The following is an 18626-nucleotide window of genomic DNA, read 5'->3' as shown; positions in this document are numbered from 1 at the left end:
TGAGTGCAACGAAGAATCTGCAAGCGATAAAGAGCTACTCAAAACAATCACAGCCAGTAGATTAGAGATGCTTCGTTCCTTAGCATGACAGTAAAGAGAAATTTAAAAAATAAAAAGATGAAAAAGTACATCATTCAATCCATCCGCTTAACACTTGTATTATTGGTACTGTTATGCGTAATATATCCTGTTACTGTTGCCTTTATCGGTAAAATGTCTAAAGGAAACGGGGGAGGAGAAAAAGTCACCAAAAATGGTAAAACAGTAGGTTATGCATTATTGGGTCAGTCGTTTACCAAACCTCAATATTTCTGGGGAAGACCATCAGCAGTTGCCTACAATGCAGCGGGTTCTGCAGGTTCTAATAAAGGACCATCCAATCCTGATTACTTAAAAGAAGTGCAATCGCGTATTGATACTTTATTGAAATACAATCCGGGTATCAAAAAATCAGATATCCCTGCTGATATGGTTACTGCATCAGGAAGCGGACTTGATCCAAATATTTCTGAGCAGGGTGCAGCCATTCAGATCGACAGGGTTGCTGCAGCCCGTAAAATCGATGTGAAAAAGGTAAAAGAACTGGTTGCCATGAATACACTTAAACCATTTATGGGTGTATTCGGCCCTTCATCAGTAAATGTGCTGAAATTAAATCTTGCTCTCGATGCACTTTAGTTAGTGACTTTGCAGTCTGTCCAAATGCGTTTGCCAAAACTAAAAGGATAGATAATGACGATGATAGGTTGCGAGGGATCGTCATTCTCAACTTGATTGAGAATCTTAATGCTAATGTATGGTGCATTAAGATTCCCGCCTGCGCGGGAATGCAATGTCATTAAGTTAAGGGTTTTTAACCACAGATGTACACAGATAACCACAGATTTTTATATCTGTGTGCATCCTTTTATCTGTGGTTAAATTATGCATGCCTGAGTCGAGGGCTTAAATAACGGCTTTGCGCGGGAATGACGAACAATTTAGCAATCTATCAATACGAACAATTTAAATAAACAATTTCCCAAAACAATAACAACGGCAATGCTTTAAGGCCTGGTGACAAACGAGCCTGGGCCTTAGGCTTTACCTAATACAAAACAGTCAGATAAAATGAAAAAAATACTATTACTTGCCGCTACACTCACTACTGGATTCTTCGCTAAAGCACAGGAAGAACCAAAAATTAAAGTAAGTGGTTACCTTGAGACTTATTACGGATACGATTTTAACAAACCTGCTGACCATAACCGCCCGGGTTTTATTTATTCCCACAACCGCGCAAACGAAGTAAACCTAAACCTTGGTTTTATCAAGGCAGCTTATGATAGCGGAATGATCAGGGCTAATTTAGCGGTAATGGCCGGAACTTATGCCAATGCCAATCTTGCTGCGGAGCCAGGGGTTTTGAAAAATATCTTGGAGGCTAATGCCGGGGTAAAATTATCCAAAACAGAAAATCTTTGGATTGATGCCGGAGTCTTTTCTTCGCATATCGGTTTCGAAAGTGCGGTTTCGAAAGATTGTTGGGTACTTACCAGAAATATTTCTTCAGAAAATACACCTTATTACGAATCGGGTGCCAAAATTACTTATGGTTCCAAAGATGGAAAATTTACGGCTACCGCATTGTACCTGAACGGTTGGCAGCGCATTACCCGCCAGAATGGAAATAATAAACCGGCTGGCGGACTTCAGCTGACCTGGAAACCAACAGATAAAATTACGGTAAACTACAGCAATTATCTTGGTACAGAAGGGGCTGATTCGGTTAGGGTAAACAGGTTTTACCACAATGTTTATGGAATTTTTCAGCTTACCGATAAATTTGGTGTAACCCTTGGGTTGGATTATGGCACACAACAGAAACAAAAAGGCAGCAGCGATAAAAACGAAGTCATTTCTCCGGTAGCCATTGCACAATATAAATTTGCACCAAAATGGGCCGTTGCCGGAAGGTTTGAATATTATGAAGATAAAAGCGGAATTTTTATCGCTACTGACACACCGCAAGGTTTTAAAACCAAAGGTTACTCTTTAAATCTTGATTACTCGCCAATCGCCAATGCTGTTGTGAGGTTGGAAGGAAAAGCCTACGATAGTAGAGACAAAATATTTGCCAGAGAAGGTGCTGCGGTTAATGCCAATGCAAGTTTAACAGCAAGTATTGCGGTATCGTTTTAAAAAATAAGTGCCGTCATCTCGACCGCAGTGGAGAGATCTGTTGAGTATCTTTTATATAGATCTCTCCATTTCGTTGCACTCCAGTCGAGATGACGACGCTTAGAAATGAATTTTTTGCAAAAACAAAAAACAATGCATCCCTACATAGAAATCATATTCAGCCTGTTTTTAGCGTTCTTAGGAGTATTAATGATGCGAAAATTGAATTCGTTAAAAAGGAATAAAACAGGTGCAAAAAAAGAAGTTATGCCACAGAAAAATACTTCAAACTGCTTTATAATAAAATCTCTTTTAGGTTTATGATCGTATTATTTACGTTGGTTATGATTGTTGCAATTACTATATTGATCGAAGAAGGAGTAATGAAGGTTTCCTGGTAAAGATGATGGAAGAAGAGCAAAAAGAAGAATCTGTCAGACACTTTTTAGATCTGGTTAAAAAATCCAGGCGCGGAAAGCTCAAAATCTATATTGGCATGAGTGCTGGTGTGGGTAAAACTTACCGTATGCTTCAGGAATCGCATGCATTACTGCGAAATGGCGTAGATATTTGTATCGGTTATGTGGAGACCCATAAAAGGGCAGAAACAGAAGCCCTTGTTGCAGGCCTTCCGTTTATTCCGCTGCGCAAAATTTTTTACCGGGGCAAAGAAATATCGGAAATGGACCTTAAAGGGATCATGAATCGTCATCCGGAGATTGTTATTGTGGATGAACTTGCCCATACCAATGCCGAAGGCAGTAAAAACACCAAACGCTGGCAGGATGTTTTCGATCTGCTTGAGGCAGGGATCAGCGTAATCTCTGCAGTAAATATTCAGCACCTGGAAAGCATCAATGAAGAAATTGAGCAGATTACAGGTATAGCTGTGACGGAACGGATCCCGGATAAGATCTTGGAGATCGCTGATGAAATCGTAAATATCGACCTTACGGCTGATGAACTGGTTACCCGCCTTAAAGAAGGCAAAATTTACGATCAATCAAAAATCGAAAAAGCATTAAGTAATTTTTTCAAGCTGATAAAATTCTTCAGCTGCGCGAGCTGGCCTTAAAAGAGGTGGTGCACCAGGTAGAACGGAAAATCCAGACCGAAATTCCCAAGTCAATTAAACTTAGGCCCGAACGCTTTTTGGCCTGTATTTCTTCCAACGCCGAAACCGCAGGAGTTGTGATCCGGAAAACAGCAAGACTTGCTTCCTATTACCGGTCGCCATGGATGGTGCTGTACGTGCAAAGCGATAGTGAAAGCATGGAACGCATTAAACTGGATAAACAGCGCCATCTGATTAACCATTTTAAACTGGCTACCGAACTGGGTGGCGAAGTCATTAAAATAAAAAGTAATGCCATTACCAAAACCATCATCGATATCGCTGCCGAAAAGGAAATTACCACAATTTGTATCGGCAAGCCCCATCTTAATATTTTTCAGGTAATTTTACGTACAGCGGTTTTTAATGGACTGTTGAAAAATCTGGCGATGAAGGATATTGATCTGGTGATTTTATCATAAGATTTCTATCACCCCACATATCCTGAAAATTAAACGCTGATTTGTTTGGATATTTGATTTTTTAGACGCTGAAATTTACAGCGTTATCGTTCTACGCCGTAGTTTTTCAAAGCAAGCTGGTATGATGCTGAAAAATATTCTAAAGGGGTGCATACTTACGACAGGAATTTTTATCGGGACTTTAGCGAATGGTACGATTGCTGGCCTCGAAGAACAAAGAGCCACTCACTTCCTTCAATAAATATTATCTTTCCTGGTGTGTAAGGCTATTCAACTTTTCTCAAATTTATCAAAACTATATCCTTTAAGCGGGGTTGAAATAATAGAACCTATGGAAAGTGATATGGAAAAAAAGAGACTAAAACACGTTTGATTAATGAGATTGCCACTACAGGATTACAAAATGCTGCTAAAAAACTGGGTACTTCGGCAAGCAAAAAACAGATTAGAAAAGGTGTTTCAAAAAACATCAGTTTAATAGATGAGCTATTGCATATTGCTTTAATCAAAAATAAAGATTCATCGAAAAGGTTGCAACGCAATATTGAGTTTGTTGGCCTGGGTATTATGGCAGCGCATACTTTTTATCGTGGTTTTAAAAAGAAAAAAGATTATTGATTTTCGAAGGCGTTTTCTTAACTGCGGCACTTGGTGGCGTATTACTGGCTACACAAGTTAAAGCCATAAAGTTGAAAATTAATCAATAGTGCCGTTTATGGAACAGCCCAAAGGCTGTTCGTGTTTGCAATTAACAACTTCACAATAATTATATCAATTCTGATCATCTAATCATTAATGAGATGGAGAAAATAACTTTTTGTCTCTGCCTGGCAGTTTATTTTTAGCATATTTATATGAGATTTTTTAGCTGGAAAATTGTTCAGTTTGTATAACGTACATGATAATAGCTATTTTTATTAAAAACTTTATTTTAAAAAGTAAAAATGGATTTACAATTAAAGCATAAAACAGCTTTTATAAGTGGCTCTACTGCTGGGATCGGATTTGCAATTGCCGAAAGTTTATTAAAAGAAGGTGTAAAAGTGATTATCAATGGCAGGTCGCAAAGCAGTGTAGATGCTGCCGTGAAATTGCTGCAAGGTATTGCCGGGGAAGAGTTTATTTCTGGCATCGCTGCTGATTTTTCGAAAGCTGATGAAGTAAGTAACCTGATTGATAAACTACCGGAGATTGATATACTGATCAATAATGCCGGCATTTTTGAGCCTAAAGCTTTTGAAGACATCAGTGATGAAGATTGGTTTAGGTTTTTTGAAGTCAACGTAATGAGCGGAATCAGGTTGTCGCGGCACCTATTCCCTAAAATGTTAAAGAAAAATTGGGGAAGGATTATTTTTATCTCCAGCGAATCGGCAGTATTTATTCCGGATGAAATGATCCACTACGGGATGACTAAAACTGCACAGCTGGCGGTTAGCCGTGGCCTGGCAGAATTAACTCAAGGTACAGAAGTAACCGTCAATTCAATTTTGCCCGGCCCAACCAAATCAAAAGGGGTTGGTGGTTTTATTGAAGATTTAGCCAAAAATGGAAACATTACCATTGCTGAGGTAGAAGCCGATTTCTTTAAGAACATGAGACCTACTTCATTACTGCAACGCTTTCTTGATGTTAGTGAGATAGCAAATGCAGTTGCTTTTTATGCAAGTCCATTAGCCTCGGGAACCAATGGTGCTGCCATTAGGGTAGAAGGCGGTTTGGTAAGATCGATATTGTAGTGTGTTATGGATCCTTTTTGCAGGCATAAGTAGGCTAATGAGCTTTAAGTTTATTTTTTTAGCTATTTAAATGCTGGTAATATATAGAGAATACGGCCAGTGTTTATGAAAAAACTGCTTCAGGCTGCGCTTACTGATAAGAATGTCTTCACTTTAATTAAGTCGCTACATTTAGATTACCAATTTATCCAGTAATGAAGGAGAGTTTTATCAAACTGAATAAAAGATGTTTTAATTAAGGTAATGGTTTCTTTAAAACGGATTTAAAATTTTAAAAATAAATATTAATGGCGCAACAATTAGAAGTTTGGCAAAGAGGGCCACTGCCTGAAATTATCCCGATGTTACAACCTGTAGTACATGCCTTATTACAAGCAAGAGAAGAGATTAATGAGTATATGGTCGAATTCCCAATCGAACTGCTTTGGCAACGCCCCGCCGGAATGGCATCTACAGGTTTTCATCTTCAGCATTTAAGTGGAGTGCTTGATCGGGTATTTACTTATGCCAGGGCAGAAAGTCTTTCTGAATTTCAGTTTGCCCAGTTGGCTGAAGAGGGTAAAGATTCGGCAGCGGGATATACCGTGGCAGATCTTGTTAACCGTTTCAATAAACAGGTAGATCTTGCATTAGCGCAGATCAAAAGTACAGATGCGATCACATTGCCCGATTATAGAGGCGTAGGTCGCGCCGGACTTCCTTCAACTGTTATCGGTTTGTTGTTCCATGCAGCAGAGCATACTATGCGCCATGTAGGGCAACTGATGGTTACCGTAGCCGTAGTGAAGAATTATAAAGAAGTTTAAAATCGCCACTGCCATAGGGTTGTCACTCTACCTGCTAAATTTGCTGCATAATTTAATAATCGATGTACAATCTGTTCAGAGAAATTATTTTATGGATTGCGAAATAGCGGAAAATAAAGTAAAGGATATAGAAACTTTTCGTCCAGGGAGCATTGAAGAATGGCGGAACTGGCTGATGGAGCATCACGATTTTAAATCGTCGGTTTGGCTTGTTTACAGCAAGAAAGGTTCCGGTTTGCCAAGCATTACCTGGAGCGAAGCTGTAGATGAGGCCCTTTGTTTCGGTTGGATAGACAGTTTAAAAAAGTCAATAGATAGCGATACGTTTATGCAGTTTTTCTGTAAACGGAAAGCCAATAGCGTTTGGTCGAAAATCAATAAGGAAAAGGTAAAGCGCCTGTTGGCACAAAAACTTATCGCAAAAGCAGGTTTAGAAACCATTAAAAAGGCCAAAAAAGATGGGTCATGGGTAGCTTTAGATGTAGTAGAAACACTTAAAATACCTAAAGATTTAGCCTTAGAATTTAAAAACAGTAAAGACGCGAAGATTTTTTTCCTTAGCTTAAGTAAATCTGCTAAGAAAGCCATCTTACAGTGGATCGTAATGGCAAAAAAAGCAGAAACCCGGCAAAACAGAATTCTTGAACTTGTAAAATCCTCATCAGAAAACGTATTGCCAAAGCAATTTCTCCGCTAGGAGGCAAATAATCTAATTTAGCTGTAAACATGGATATTACCAAAAGATTTGACCGGATACTACAGATATTTTTTCTATTGCAATCTAAATCTGTAGTCACTACAGATGAATTACAAAAGCGATTCGAAATCAGTTTAAGAACGATTTACAGGGATTTAAAAGCCCTGGAGATTGCCGGTATTCCGATCGTAAATGAATCAGGATCTGGCTATTCGATTATGGAAGGGTTTAGGCTGCAGCCATCAAGGTTTAGTCAGGAAGAGATTCTCAGTTTAATGGTTGCCGAAAAAGTGATGCAGAAACACGAAACCCAATTTGTTAAAAAACATTTTGAGGCAGCACTTATCAAAATAAAAAGCTCTTTTCAGGTGAATCAAAAAAGAGATTTCCTGCATTTAGAAGACACCATACATCTTAAAAACGACTTAAAATCTAAGGATTATCTGCCCAACATTATTGATGTTTTACTCAACAGCACCTTAAGGAAAAAGATAACCCATATCGATTACCTCAAAAGTGGTGATATTCATACGGTTGGCAGATCTGTTGAACCCATCGGTGTATTCTACGAACATAGTCTTTGGTATCTTTTAGCCTATTGCCATTTGAGGAAAGATTACCGCAATTTTAGATTAGACAGGGTTAAAAAAGTTATGATGCTTGAAGAAAACTTCACCATTGCACACCCGCCAATTAACGAATTCAGGGATAAAGACATATGCGAAAATATAACTAAAATCGAAATCAGGGTAGACCGGAAGTATGCCCATTTTCTATATTGGGAACGACAGATTTTCGGATTTACAAGCGAAGAAATTTCGGATGATTTTGTGGTCATGTATTTCGACTGTTCTCTTTCTGAAGTTTCTTTTGTGCGCTGGTTTGTTAAATTTGTTGATGCGGCCGAAATTATAGCACCAGCCCATTTGAATAATGAACTGGTTGAGATAATGGAATCTGGTTTGAAGAGAATAAAAAACAAAGAGGTTATATCGTAATATAGAATTGTCATCCTGAGGGATAATTTATTTTATAAAAATCAATATAAATGACAGTACTTAATCTACATGTAAAAATTCTCTCGCTTTACCGTCATTTCGAGCGGAGTGCTACCTGTACCGATTTTACATCGGTAACGCAGTTGAGAACCCGAAGACTCTGCGAGGCAAAATCTGTTTTGATAAATCTCTCCACTTCGCGTTGCTTCGGTCGAGATGACGATCTTTTTTGGGTGTCGGTCAATGGTAGTGAGCTTGTATTGAGCGTAGTCGAAGTGAAGGACCTGTTTTAATGTCTTAAAATGCGTTTCTACAGGCTCAACATGACAGCATCTGAGTTGAAATAACCTTTATGATACAGTCTCTTGCTTTTTAATAACGGTCCCAGAAAAATGGAGGCTCAATGCCTAATGCCCTTAAATATACAAAGCCTTGTCCGCGGTGGTGTATTTCGTTATCAATGAAATACAAAAGGTGGCTAATGATCGAAAACTCGTATTGCCCGAATAATTTAATTGTTTCGTGAAGCTGATCCTCAGAGATTTGGTTAAAGTATTCCACAATTTTTGGGGTATCCTCATCCCATTTTGTTAGTAGTTCTTCTTTACTATTAAGCGGAAGATCATGACTAAAAGGAGCTGTCTCTCTGGTCACCATTTCTTTTAAACCAGGAACATCAATCGATAATAACTCTTTAATTAATGCCGAAAAAGGTCTCATCTCGCCGATTGAAAATTCAAATAATTCTTTTTCAGGAAATTTTTCAATGGTTTTTCGGGTTAGTTTTCTATGGCCTAACCAATGTTGTAGTAATTCGCTTTTAGTAATCATAGTTGCTGACATATTGTTTTATTATTTAATAGAACAAAGCTAAAACTGGCTTATGACAACTGTTTGTCAGTCGAAAAATGATATATTACATTTTTTTAAAATTTCTATTTATATTATGGTTTAAGAATTAGTTAAAAACCTTAAATGATGACCGCAGTTATGCAAACTTTTTTCGCAACCATTTGCGCATCGGCTCGTCGTACCACTTTAAGGCTGTGTATGCCAAAACAATGCTGCCAGCTAAAATAAGTAAGGCATACGGCCAGGCCTGTACAATTGTAGTGCCTTTATGGTTACTGATCCAGGCCACGTAAATATAAACCAAAGGACAATGTACCAGGTAAAGTGGATAAGATACATCACCTAAAAATTTGCATATCCTTTGCTCTCTTTGCGTTTGCAGTACGCCGCTGGCGCCAAGGTACACGATAAGCGGAAAAACAATGATAATACATACAGACTCATAAATTCCGTTCATCCAAAGATGTTCAGCGCCTCCAATACGTGGCATATAAAGTACCAGCACTACTAAAAGGCCGCACCATAAAAAGGCATTTTTAATTCGGGTGGGTTTCGCGATACGCGAAAGTAATAAACCAGCAAAAAAGGGTAAAGGGTACGGGTAAGTCCAATACGTACCTGTTCTATATTTAGTGTCCAGCCGCCACTTACATCGCCGTTTGTAATGGCTAGCTGTGCCAATGCGATAGCGGCGATAACCACTAAGATACCTAATGCTGTTTTAGAAAATTTCCTGATCCATAACGCATAAAGAATATTGGCAATGTATTCAAAGAACAACGACCAGCCCACGCTGTTCATGGGGTGCATTTCTTGCCAGCCACGTATATCAAGCGATAATGGTACAGGAAGGATGGTATAGCCAATTAATAGTACGAATAACATCTTCCAGAGCGGAATAGTATGAATGAGCGGCCATATAGCAGAATCTGTATAATAGAATCCGATGGCGCCGAGGGTCATCCCCAAAATCACCATCGGTTGCAGGCGTACGATGCGGCGTTTGAAAAAACTGCCTACACTCATTTTGTTCCATCGGTCGTCATAAGCGTAGCCCATTACAAAACCAGATAATAAAAAGAAAAAATCTACAGCCAGATAACCATGGTTCACCAGGATGTCGAGATGCCCGGTTCCTAAGGGCTCGGTTAAATGAAAGGTGACAACAATAATAGCTGCGACACCGCGGAGGCCATCTAATATAGGGTAATGTGGCTTGGTGGCCAGCTCATTATTTAGGTTAATACTCATGGAAGGCTTGTAAAAATAGCAAACCGTAAAAATAACCAACATTCTTTACTCCATACTTTTGCATCTACAATGATACGTAAGGCATTAGGCCTGGTAGAACTAGACGTTTTTAACCGTCAAAACAGAGCAGGAATTTAATAAAAGCAGGCTTTATGAATTAAAAACTTTAATCATTACATTTGCCCCTGGTGAAAAACTTTGTATTCCTTTTTTCTATTTATCTGATCCTTCTGGGCCTAATGCCCTGCCAGGACAAGGAAGATATGGTTTCCAGGTCTCACATCGAAAGCATTGTGCACAGCGATCAATCAAAAGCTGGACATACGCATGGCGAATCCTGTCCGCCATTCTGCAGCTGTGCCTGCTGCTCGGTCGGTCAGCACTTCCCATCCGAAAAGTTAACAAACCTTATTGTTCCGGTATTCCGGAAACCATACCCGGTTTTCCAGTGTTCGGCATTGAAAAAACAACCACTCGATATTTGGCAACCGCCCAAACTCATTTAATCAATCTTTCATTTCATGGCGATGTCCATGAAAAGTATGCTATTCACATGCATCTTTTGTAACATAAGTGCAATGATGCCTGCTATTTATTGATTTTTGATTTAACCGACAATGCTGAACAGAATAATACAGTTCTCCATCAGGCAGAAACTGCTGGTGGGAATTATGATGCTGGCGCTGATCGCCTGGGGCATATACTCCCTTAGGCAGCTGCCCATAGATGCCCTTCCCGATATTACCAATAACCAGGTTCAGATTATTACCTCCTCGCCAAGTAACGGCGCGGAAGATATTGAGCGCTTTGTCACCTACCCGGTAGAGCAAACCATGGCCACTATTCCAGGAATAGAGGAAGTCCGCTCCTTTAGCAGGTTTGGCCTTTCAGTTGTGACAGTAGTGTTTAAGGAAAATGTAGAGATTTACTGGGCCCGCCAACAGGTAAGTGAAAGGCTTGCCGAGGTAGAAAGGACCATTCCTAAGGGAATCGGTACCCCTGAGATTGCGCCGTTAACTACCGGACTTGGAGAAATTTACCAATATGTAATCCACCCTAAAAAAGGATATGAAAAAAATATGATGCCACAGCGCTCCGCACCATTCAAGACTGGATTGTACGCCGCCAGCTCCTCGGCGTAGAGGGCATAGCAGATGTGAGCAGCTTTGGAGGGTACCTTAAGCAATATGAAATTGCCCTTAATCCCGACAAGCTTAGAAGTATGGATATATCCATCAGCGATATTTTTAAGGCGCTTGAAAAAAATAATCAGAATACCGGCGGATCTTACATTGATAAAAAACCCAATGCCTATTTTATCAGGAGCGAGGGATTGATCAACAGTATGGAAGACATTGAGAACATTGTTGTACGGACCAATGAAAACAGTATTCCGGTGCTGATCCGAAATGTAGCTGAAGTGAGGATCGGTGCGGCCACCAGGTATGGTGCCATGACCAGAAACGATCAGGGCGAGGTAGTAGGAGCAGTAGTGATGATGCTAAAGGGCGCCAACTCTTCCAAGGTTATTGCGAACGTAAAAACCCGGATGGATCAGATCGCAAAGAATCTTCCTGAGGGCGTGGTGATCGAGCCATTTCTCGATCGCACAAAATTGGTAGACAGTGCCATTGGTACGGTGACTAAAAACCTGGCAGAAGGCGCATTGATTGTGATCTTTGTACTGGTGTTGCTTTTGGGGAATTTCCGCGCCGGACTGATTGTGGCCTCGGTTATTCCACTTGCCATGCTTTTCGCAATATGCCTGATGAACCTTTTTGGTGTCAGCGGAAACCTGATGAGCCTTGGCGCTATAGACTTTGGGCTAATTGTAGATGGAGCGGTAATCATTGTAGAGGCATCTCTCCACCATTTGAATACCCGAAAAAATAAGAGCAGGTTAAGCCAGCAGGAAATGGATGCTGAGATTTTTGAATCTGCTTCCAGGATTCGTAACAGTGCTGCTTTCGGCGAAATCATTATCCTTATCGTTTACCTGCCGATTCTGGCCCTGGTTGGCATAGAAGGTAAGATGTTCAGGCCAATGGCCCAAACGGTGGCCTTTGCAATCCTCGGTGCTTTTATCTTATCATTAACTTATGTGCCGATGATGAGTGCACTGTTTCTAAATAAAACCATCAGCACCAAAAGAAATATCTCAGACAGGATCATGTCCTTTTTTCAAAGGGTGTATACCCCAATGCTCAATTTTGCACTTAAGGCAAGGGTGGCCGTTGTGGGCATTGCAATAGGGTTATTTGCCATTTGCCTAATTATTTTCAATTATCTGGGTGCCGAATTTATTCCTACACTAGAGGAAGGCGACTTTGCCGTAGAAACCCGGGTACTTACCGGGAGCAGTCTTTCACAAACCATTGAAGCCGCTACACGGGCTGCAAAAGTGTTAAAAGCAAATTTTCCTGAGGTAAAAGAGGTTATCGGAAAGATCGGTTCCAGCGAGATTCCTACCGACCCCATGCCGGTAGAAGCCTGTGATCTGATTATTATCTTAAAGGATAAGGGGGATTGGACAAATGCTTCTACGAGAGATGAGCTTGCAGGCAAAATGCAGGCCAGGCTTGAACAGTATATTCCAGGGGTTACTTTCGGGTTCCAGCAGCCCATCCAGATGCGCTTTAATGAACTCATGACAGGCGCCAGGCAAGATGTGGTCATTAAGGTCTATGGAGAGGATTTTTCGAAGCTAAGTGCCTATGCAGCTAAAATTGGTGCTATAGCCAGAAAAATAGAAGGTGCCCAGGATATTTATGTGGAACAGGCTTCAGGACTTCCACAGGTTATTATCAAATTTCATAGAGAAAAGATTGCCCAGTTCGGATTGAACATCGAGGATGTGAATACGGCTATCCGCTCAGGCTTTGCCGGTGAGGTGGCTGGCCTTGTATTCGAAGGCGAAAAACGATTCGATATGGTTGTCCGCCTGGAAAAAGAAAACAGGCAGTCGCTTGATGATGTGAAGAACCTGTTTGTAACTGCACCTAACGGCAACCAGATCCCGCTGGAACAACTGGCTGATATCCAGTACAGGGAAGGTCCAAACCAGATCCAGCGGGACGATGCAAAGCGGCGGATCACCGTTGGATTTAACGTGAGAGGCAGGGATGTGGAAAGTATTGTAAAGGAAATCCAGCAGAAGATTGATGCAGAGGTTAAGTTTTCACCGGGATATTACCCAACATTTGGCGGCACTTTTGAGAATCTGCAGGCTGCTACTAAAAGATTGGGTATTGCGGTACCACTGGCTTTATTGCTCATTTTACTATTGCTTTATCTTACTTTTTCATCAATTAAACATGCACTTTTAATTTTTACCGCAATTCCACTGTCGGCCATTGGTGGCATATTTGCTTTGTGGGCACGGGCCATGCCATTTAGTATCTCCGCAGGCATCGGCTTTATTGCGCTTTTTGGTGTGGCGGTACTAAACGGCATCGTACTGATCAGTGAATTTAACAGGTTAAAAAAAGAAGGAATGAAAGATATTCTCGAAATTATCAGAACTGGAACTTCGGTCAGGCTTCGTCCGGTTATTATGACGGCCCTAGTAGCCTCTCTGGGCTTTCTTCCAATGGCTATCTCGGGCGGAAGCGGGGCTGAAGTGCAGCGCCCATTGGCAACGGTTGTTATCGGTGGACTAATTTCAGCAACATTGTTAACCCTTTTGGTACTTCCGGTGCTTTATATCTGGGTAGAAAAAATGGGCAGAAAAAAGTAAAAATAGCTCCGGTAGCGGGAATAATTGTAGTTTTTGTTACGCTGCTTGGATTTCAGTCTGCTAAAGCCCAGACTGTGTTAACCCTTAAACAGGCGGTATCTTCGGCGCTGGAAAACAACAGGGCGATTAGCGGTGCTAATCTTGGTGTAGGGTTGCAACAGGCACTCAGGAAAAGCGCTTTCGAAATGCCCAAAACTGAAGTCTCTATGCTTTATGGACAGTATAATAGTCTGGTTAAAAACGACAACAACTTTACCGTTTCGCAAACCATTCCTTTCCCAACACTTTTCACCGCAAATGCGGCATTAGGTAATGAACGCATCAGAGCGGGCCAGCATCAGGTCGCTTCAAGTAAAAACGAGCTTATTTTTCAGGTTAAAACAGTTTATACCAATCTTCAGTACCTATATTCGAAGGAGAAACTGTTGCTAGAGCAAGACAGCATTTATAAGGGTTTTGTAAAATCGGCTTCGCTAAAGTACAAAACAGGCGAGGGCAACCTGCTTGAAAAGGTAGCTGCCGAGACACAGCTCAAGGATGTACAGAACCTGCTTGATCAGGACCGGTCTGACATCGAAATTTATAAAGCGCAGCTTGCTACGCTTTTAGGCAGGGGTGGTCTACCCTTAATCGCCGACAAGTTTTTAAAAGAAGCACCCGGGATTTCGATAGGAGATACGGCACTTCTAAATGAAAATCCAGCCATTGCTTATTTCAGGCAGCAGGTTGTGATTGCTGAAAAACAGCGGAAGGTAGAACTTGCCAAATCATTACCCGATTTCACTCTGGGTTATTTCAACCAGTCGCTAACCGGTTTTCAAAACGTTAATGGCAATGATGTTTTCTTTGGCCGCGACAAACGTTTCCAGGGCTTCCAGGTAGGACTTTCCGTTCCGCTATTTTACAGGGCTTATTCAGCAAAGGCTAAGGCTGCATCAATTAACCGCGATATTGCTTCGAACGATCTGGAACTTCAGCAGCGAAAACTAACAGGCCAGTACCAGCAGGCCCTGGGCGAATACCTGAAAAACAGGAAACGTTACGATTATTTTATCACCTCGGCTCTGGCCAATGCGGCGTTGATCTTAAAAAACAGCCGGATTGCCTACCAGAACGGAGAAATAGGCTATTCCGAATACCTGTTAAACCTTAAACAGGCGAACGGTATTTACGAGGGCAGCCTGATGGCCCTGCTCCAGTTAAGCCAGAGCATTAACCAGATTGAATTTTTAACCGGTAATAACCAACCATTTTAAGCATAAATCTCATGAGATCCATATATAAATATCTTATCCTGTTATCTTTCCCGTTTTATTTGGCTGGCTGCGGCCGTCCAGGTGCCGAAAAGGAACCTGGGAAAGAAACCGTTCACGAAAAGAGCGATATCATAACCCTTACTCCGGAGCAGCACAAGCTATCGGAAATTACCCTGGGAGATATTGAGTTGAAGGAATTAAGTGGCACAACAAAAGTAAACGGGATGCTCGACCTTCCACCACAGAGCCTGGTATCAATTTCCACGCCGCTGGAAGGGATTGTAAAAAGCACCAATATGTTGCAGGGAAAACGTGTAGCCAAAGGGGAACTTGTAGCCGTAATGCAGAATCCGGAATTCATTCAGATGCAACAAGACTACCTGGATTATAAAAGCCAGCTGCAGTTTTTAAAGCAGGAACTCGACCGCCAGGAAGAACTAGCAAAAGAAAATGTGAATTCCAAAAAAGCATTACAGAAAGCAAGGAGCGAATACCAGAGTGTAAGTGCAAGATTGCTGGGACAGCGTTCAAAACTTTCCATTATGAATATCAGTTTTTCGGCACTGGAAAAAGGACAGATCCAGAAAACCTTTAACCTCTATACACCAATGGCGGGCTACGTTACTCAGGTTAACACCAATATTGGCGCCTTTGCCAGTACCACCGATGTGCTGTTCAAAATTGCCGATACTGAGCACCTGCATGCAGAGCTTACCGTATTTGAAAAAGATGTACCCAAGCTTAAGCTGGGGCAGAAAGTCCGCTTTGTGCTGGCCAACGAGGAAAAAGAACGTATGGCTACTGTTTATCTCATTGGCAGGGAAATCAGTAAAGAGCGTACCGTACAAATTCACTGCCACCTGGACAAGGAGGATACACAGTTACTTCCGGGCATGTATCTTAAAGCCTATGTAGAAAGTGGAATGAACAAGGTTGAAGCACTACCCGATGCCGCAATTGTTGAATTTGAAGGCAAAAAATTCGTGTTTATAAATCAGCCAGCTGATAAGGGTAATAATACTTACCGCTACAGGATGATGGAAGTAAAAACAGGAATTGCCGAGAATGGTTACACCCAGGTTTCTTCTGCGGAGCAGATTAATAATGCGAAGGTGGTGATAAAGGGCGCCTATGATCTGTTAAGCAAGGTAAAGAATGCCGAAGAGGAAGGAGAAGGGCATTAATCAGCACTGCAGTCGTCAGTCTGAGCATAGCCGAAGACTTCTTGTAAATCGCCCTTCGACTACGCTATCAATGACATACTTCAAAAGGTCGTCATTTAAAGTCAAATTGATTATAGATAGACATTAACATAAATGCCCATCTTTCGATGTGCTTTTAATTAGTAACAATTAATTTTATTGTTAATTAAGAATCGTTTAATTGATCTGAAACTGCGAATCTTCCACATCAGTCTAAAGTTGTCTGCTAACCTGTAAAAAATGTCTGAAATGGACGGCATTACGGAGTAATTTAATTCCAAATGCTTCAAAAATACCTAAAAACCGGTATAGATTGCTGTTTGCAAGGATTTTATCTTTGCCTAACCTTTTGGAAAGCTTTATGAGGCTGTCTAAAAGAAGAATTTCATTCTTTAATCAAGTTTAATTTTATCTACATGAAAAAACAATTATTTGTGATGGCTGTCTTTATGGCTACGTGCGTTGTTGCAATGGCCCAGTCAGCATCAAAAGGCAAAGTATTGCCCAAAACTAAAGTTAAACAGGAAAACAAGGTTTCTGCAAAAAATACGACTTCAATTAGGGTATACGGAAAAGGCGATCAATTGCTGAATGTTGGTATCGGTATTGGCAGTCCGTTTTTTGGTTCGGGTTACGCTGCATCGCTGCCGGTAAATCCCAGTGTTTCTTTCGAAAAAGGTATTACCGACGAAATTAGCGTAGGTGGACAATTGGCTTATGCCAGTTCGAAATATGATTTAAATACGGCAGGCGCAAACTATAGCTTCAAACAGAACGCGTTTTACATTGGTGCGCGAGGTTCCTACCATTTTAACGAATTGCTCGAGCTCGCACCTAAATTTGATGTGTATGGCGGGGCGAGTCTGGGCTACGTTATTGCCAGTGTAAGTAACAGCGAGGGTTTTAATGGTGCTACAGGCAGCGGCATTGGCTTTGGTTTGTTTGCGGGCGGTAAGTATTACCTTTCTAACCATACAGCTCTTTTTGCAGAACTCGGCTACCAGAGCCTGGGATTGCTTAACGTGGGTGTGGCTTTTAAACTTTAACGATTAAGAACATTTATACAAATTACTGGCGCTATAACTATAGTCAAACTAGTTTACATCGATAATAACCACAAAAGCCCATCTTTCGATGGGCTTTTGTGGTTATGAAAAAAAGCCAGGTAAGCAACTTTTCTTCATATTTTTATTGATCATTTTGAGCGTAGCCAATAAGATCACCAATATAATTGTTTAATTCCTTGTTGGTTAACGTAGTTGTTTTAGAAAGATCTTCTATTGCCCAGAGAAAGTTGTTACGGTTCGGATTCGGAGTGTGTAGAAATAAGGCATCATGATAACTGTCAAAATCGATCAACGTTGCCCATATCTGATAATTTATCTGTAATAACCACTACTTAAATTGACATTGTACTTTTGCTACACTCAGTTGTTAAATTTCCATGATCTGATTGGTAGCCCGCTCCAATATTTCAAATGCCGCCTCTGCCATTTTGTTGCCTTTTCTGTCCAGTAACGGATTTACTTCTACAACTTCCAGGCAGATAACCTTATTTGATGCCAGGATCCGATCCATTATCTCGAGGATCTCAGATATATCAAAACCTTTAGGCACGGGGGTACCTGTGCCATCAGATATTCTATCGCTGTCCATACTGTCAACATCAAAAGAGATGTAGATAATCTTGCAATGGCTCAATCTGTTTAACGCTTCCTGAACACATTGCTTAATGCCGAGATACCTTATCTCTTCAACTGAAAAATTTCTTATAGATTTTTGCTTTATCAGTGCCAGTTCTGCCTGCTCCATATCCCTTACACCAAAATAGACCAGGTTATCGGGAGCAATTTTTTTCTCGTTCATCCCAATTTCCTTCATTCGGTTCCATAATTCAATGGTTTCATCTTCGAGGTTGTTGACCTGATTTTCTTTATTATCTATTCCAAGTGCAGCTGCCAATGGCATCCCATGGATATTACCGGATGGGGAGGTAAATGGGGAATGAATATCTGCATGTGCATCAATCCAGACTACGCCTAAATCTTCTTCAGGATTTGCCATCCGGATGCCACTGATGGTGCCAAGTGCAGAGGAGTGATCGCCTGACAGCACAATCGGAAACTCATCATCCATCAATGTCACTGAAACGGCCTGGGCTACTCTTTCACATTGTTCTAGCACTTGTGCAATCCTTTTCGCAAAAGCGTTTCTGTCTTTATTGTAAATTGACTCGTTATGGGTTTTGACGTCCAAAAATGCATATTGGTTAAAATATTCGCTGCCCTTATTTATTGCAGCAATCTCAATCGCATCAATCCCTAAATCTGAACCACGAGTTCCTGCACCAATATCCGATCTGTTTTTAATCAGTTTTATAACTTTTCCCATCT

Annotated in this window: 17 protein-coding genes and 1 pseudogene; 14 read left to right on the top strand and 4 right to left on the bottom strand. The window is 40.9% G+C overall.

What is annotated here, in order from left to right:
* The first annotated feature begins 117 nt into the window (after positions 1-117).
* The 8 genes and pseudogenes from ACQ86H_RS24375 (at position 118) to ACQ86H_RS24340 (ending at position 7936) form a co-directional block, all read left to right on the top strand.
* Positions 118-678 (top strand): K(+)-transporting ATPase subunit C, encoded by a 561-nt coding sequence (locus ACQ86H_RS24375; RefSeq protein ID WP_138820113.1) that lies wholly within the window; start codon positions 118-120, stop codon positions 676-678.
* Positions 679-1110: 432 nt separating this feature from the next.
* Positions 1111-2181 carry a porin gene (locus ACQ86H_RS24370; protein WP_431292785.1) on the top strand — a complete coding sequence of 357 codons (1071 nt, stop codon included), beginning with the start codon at positions 1111-1113 and terminating at the stop codon, positions 2179-2181.
* Positions 2182-2566: 385 nt separating this feature from the next.
* A pseudogene (locus ACQ86H_RS24365) lies at positions 2567-3696 on the top strand (sensor protein KdpD).
* Between the two features lie 369 nt (positions 3697-4065).
* On the top strand, positions 4066-4314 hold the full coding sequence (locus ACQ86H_RS24360; RefSeq protein WP_431292784.1) for a hypothetical protein: 249 nt from the start codon (positions 4066-4068) through the stop codon (positions 4312-4314).
* 326 nt (positions 4315-4640) lie between these two features.
* Positions 4641-5435 carry an SDR family NAD(P)-dependent oxidoreductase gene (locus ACQ86H_RS24355; protein ID WP_431292783.1) on the top strand — a complete coding sequence of 265 codons (795 nt, stop codon included), beginning with the start codon at positions 4641-4643 and terminating at the stop codon, positions 5433-5435.
* 287 nt (positions 5436-5722) lie between these two features.
* Entirely contained in the window at positions 5723-6241 is a 519-nt protein-coding gene (locus ACQ86H_RS24350; RefSeq protein WP_431292782.1) for a DinB family protein, read from the top strand.
* A gap of 91 nt (positions 6242-6332) precedes the next feature.
* The gene (locus tag ACQ86H_RS24345) at positions 6333-6938 is read left to right on the top strand and encodes a YdeI/OmpD-associated family protein (protein WP_431292781.1); all 606 of its coding nucleotides are present in this window, start codon (positions 6333-6335) and stop codon (positions 6936-6938) included.
* 29 nt (positions 6939-6967) lie between these two features.
* The gene (locus ACQ86H_RS24340; protein WP_138820127.1) at positions 6968-7936 is read left to right on the top strand and encodes a helix-turn-helix transcriptional regulator; all 969 of its coding nucleotides are present in this window, start codon (positions 6968-6970) and stop codon (positions 7934-7936) included.
* A gap of 372 nt (positions 7937-8308) precedes the next feature.
* Here the strand turns inward: ACQ86H_RS24340 and ACQ86H_RS24335 are convergent, their stop codons facing one another.
* The 3 genes from ACQ86H_RS24335 to ACQ86H_RS24325 form a co-directional block, all read right to left on the bottom strand.
* A complete protein-coding gene (locus ACQ86H_RS24335) occupies positions 8309-8779 on the bottom strand; it encodes a DinB family protein (protein WP_138820128.1) in 471 nt (156 codons plus the stop codon).
* A 145-nt stretch (positions 8780-8924) separates the two neighbouring features.
* A complete protein-coding gene (locus tag ACQ86H_RS24330; RefSeq protein ID WP_431295467.1) occupies positions 8925-9347 on the bottom strand; it encodes an acyltransferase family protein in 423 nt (140 codons plus the stop codon).
* A complete protein-coding gene (locus tag ACQ86H_RS24325; RefSeq protein ID WP_431292780.1) occupies positions 9296-10039 on the bottom strand; it encodes an acyltransferase family protein in 744 nt (247 codons plus the stop codon). Before ACQ86H_RS24325 ends, ACQ86H_RS24330 begins: the two co-directional genes overlap by 52 nt.
* A 239-nt stretch (positions 10040-10278) precedes the next feature.
* On the opposite strand from ACQ86H_RS24325, the gene ACQ86H_RS24320 reads away from it, so the two are divergent.
* The 6 genes from ACQ86H_RS24320 to ACQ86H_RS24295 all read left to right on the top strand — a co-directional run bounded on the left by ACQ86H_RS24320 (position 10279) and on the right by ACQ86H_RS24295 (position 17279).
* Positions 10279-10545 carry a hypothetical protein gene (locus ACQ86H_RS24320; protein WP_431295466.1) on the top strand — a complete coding sequence of 89 codons (267 nt, stop codon included), beginning with the start codon at positions 10279-10281 and terminating at the stop codon, positions 10543-10545.
* Positions 10546-10656: 111 nt separating this feature from the next.
* Positions 10657-11181, top strand: a complete 525-nt coding sequence (locus ACQ86H_RS24315; RefSeq protein ID WP_431292779.1) for an efflux RND transporter permease subunit — start codon at positions 10657-10659, stop codon at positions 11179-11181.
* Positions 11142-13775: an efflux RND transporter permease subunit gene (locus ACQ86H_RS24310; protein WP_431295465.1), complete on the top strand. Its 2634-nt coding sequence runs from the start codon at positions 11142-11144 to the stop codon at positions 13773-13775. The genes ACQ86H_RS24315 and ACQ86H_RS24310 overlap by 40 nt, the downstream gene beginning before the upstream one ends.
* A 74-nt stretch (positions 13776-13849) precedes the next feature.
* The gene (locus ACQ86H_RS24305; protein WP_431292778.1) at positions 13850-15031 is read left to right on the top strand and encodes a TolC family protein; all 1182 of its coding nucleotides are present in this window, start codon (positions 13850-13852) and stop codon (positions 15029-15031) included.
* An 11-nt stretch (positions 15032-15042) separates the two neighbouring features.
* On the top strand, positions 15043-16215 hold the full coding sequence (locus tag ACQ86H_RS24300) for an efflux RND transporter periplasmic adaptor subunit (RefSeq protein ID WP_138820131.1): 1173 nt from the start codon (positions 15043-15045) through the stop codon (positions 16213-16215).
* 434 nt (positions 16216-16649) lie between these two features.
* Positions 16650-17279 carry a hypothetical protein gene (locus ACQ86H_RS24295; protein ID WP_431292777.1) on the top strand — a complete coding sequence of 210 codons (630 nt, stop codon included), beginning with the start codon at positions 16650-16652 and terminating at the stop codon, positions 17277-17279.
* A 388-nt stretch (positions 17280-17667) separates the two neighbouring features.
* Here the strand turns inward: ACQ86H_RS24295 and rocF are convergent, their stop codons facing one another.
* Positions 17668-18624 (bottom strand): arginase, encoded by a 957-nt coding sequence (gene rocF, locus ACQ86H_RS24290; RefSeq protein ID WP_431292776.1) that lies wholly within the window; start codon positions 18622-18624, stop codon positions 17668-17670.
* Positions 18625-18626: the final 2 nt, after the last annotated feature.

It is taken from the genome of Pedobacter sp. P26, from assembly GCF_050632135.1.
In the GTDB taxonomy this organism is placed as follows: Bacteria; Bacteroidota; Bacteroidia; order Sphingobacteriales; family Sphingobacteriaceae; genus Pedobacter.
The sequence above is the reverse complement of the archived record's forward strand: the minus strand, read 5'-3'. Positions and strand labels throughout refer to the sequence as shown.